Origin of the sequence: Nocardia sp. NPDC060220 (assembly GCF_042727815.1) — a bacterium.
Lineage (GTDB): Bacteria > Actinomycetota > Actinomycetes > Mycobacteriales > Mycobacteriaceae > Nocardia.
In genome coordinates this window covers 1-1,706 of record NZ_JBHWZY010001172.1, presented here as the reverse complement: position 1 = coordinate 1,706, position 1,706 = coordinate 1, and the positions used below count along the sequence as shown (strand labels likewise).

The 1,706-nt window shown below is 67.4% G+C and carries 2 protein-coding genes; both read right to left on the bottom strand.

Annotated features, from left to right (window positions below; genetic code table 11):
- Nucleotides 1-82 precede the first annotated feature (82 nt).
- A complete protein-coding gene (locus ACFWF3_RS34935; RefSeq protein WP_378633697.1) occupies nucleotides 83-844 on the bottom strand; it encodes an ABC transporter permease in 762 nt (253 codons plus the stop codon).
- On the bottom strand, nucleotides 844-1,706 hold an 863-nt coding region (locus tag ACFWF3_RS34930; protein ID WP_379318362.1), incomplete at its 5' end, for an ATP-binding cassette domain-containing protein. The genes ACFWF3_RS34935 and ACFWF3_RS34930, both read right to left, overlap by 1 nt.

Genomic DNA, 1,706 nt, shown 5'->3' with positions numbered 1-1,706 from the left:
GGGGCTCGTGCAGGGGCGACCTCCCGACAAGGTCGCGGCCCTCGCGACCCGGGCCATTGCGAGGGCGGCCCGGGCAGGATTGTCAGGCGTCGCGGCGGTTGACCAGCACGAGTGCGCCGGCGAACACGATCGCCACGAACACGGCGAAGTAGATCAGGCTTCCCCACACGCCCCAGTGCCAGTCGCCCGCGTACTCCTCGACGCTCAGGAAACGGTTCGCGTTCTGGAAGGGCAGGAACGGCTTGACGGTGCGGCCGAAGCTGCCGAACGCGCCGAGCAGGTTCTCCAGCAGCAGCGACCACAGCACGATCAGCGAGATCGCCGCGGCGGACTGGCGCACCAGCACACCGACACCGATGGCGAGCATGACGCACAGGAACGCGTAGATCGGCACGCTGTAGATGGCTCGCCAGTTGCCGTCGAGCACGAGACCGGGAGCGTCGTCACCGGTGATCAGCTTGGCCACGATGAACGCGATGAGCGCGAGCACACCGGTGAGCACGGCCGAGTAGAAGCCGACCAGCGCGGTCTTCGACAGCACGACCTTGGATCGGTTCGGGACCGCGAGGAAGCTGGAGCGGATGACGCCGAAGCGATATTCGCTGGTCACCGTCAGCGCGGCCATGATCATCAGGACCATGACGCCGAAGCCGGCGACACCCGACACCGCCACGCTCGGGGTGAGCAACGGCGGGCCCTCGCCGGAATCCCCGGTGGAGTCGGCGTTGGTGACCAAGGCGATCAGCACGGCGAGGCCGATGCCGAGCACCACCACGACCGCCGAGCACCACCAGGGCGAGCGGGTGGAGGTGAGTTTGATTCGTTCCGCTGCGAGCACGCCCATCAGAGCGCACCTCCCATCGCCTGTTGATCGAAGCTTTCACCGTGGTACTCCACGGCGCCGCCGGTCATCCGCATGAACGCTTCCTCGAGCGAGGCCTGCTGCGGTGCCAGCTCGTAGAGCGTGACGTTGTTCGTGCCCGCCACCTTGCCGACCTCGTCGGAAGTGACGCCCGCGACGATCAGCGCGGCGTCGCCGTCTTCCTTCACGGTCATGCCGTGCGAGGTGAGCAGGCTGCGCAACTGATCCAGCTGCGGGCTGCGCACGCGCACCGACTGCTCGGAGGCACGGTCGATGAACTCCTGGGTGGTGCCGTCGAACATCAGCTGACCACGACCGATGACGATGAGCTGCTCGGCGGTCTGCGACATCTCCGAGAGCAGGTGGCTCGACACGAGCACCGTGCGTCCCTCGGCGGCCAGGCGCTGCATGAACCGGCGGATCCACAGGATGCCCTCCGGGTCGAGGCCGTTGACCGGCTCGTCGAACAGCAGCACCTTCGGGTCGCCGAGCAGCGCGCCCGCCAGTCCGAGACGCTGGGACATACCGAGCGAGAATCCGCCCGCGTTCTTGTTCGCCACCTCGGACAGGCCGACCAGTCGCAGGACCTCTTCGACCCGCGACTTCGGGATGTCGTTGGAGGCGGCCAGCCACTCCAGGTGGGCGCGCGCCGAGCGGTTCGGATGCACCCACTTGGCATCCAGCAGCGCGCCGACCTGCGTGAGCGGGCGTTCCAGCTGCTGGTACTGCTTACCGTCGATGAGCGCACTGCCCGCCGTCGGCTTGTCCAATCCGAGGATCATCCGCATGGTCGTCGATTTACCGGCACCGTTGGGTCCGAGGAACCCGGTCACCAGTCCTGGTC

What these genes read in the sequence shown, in the direction of transcription:
- ACFWF3_RS34935 (WP_378633697.1), bottom strand. Translation starts at nt 844, where the DNA reads ATGGGCGTGCTCGCAGCGGAACGAATCAAACTCACCTCCACCCGCTCG.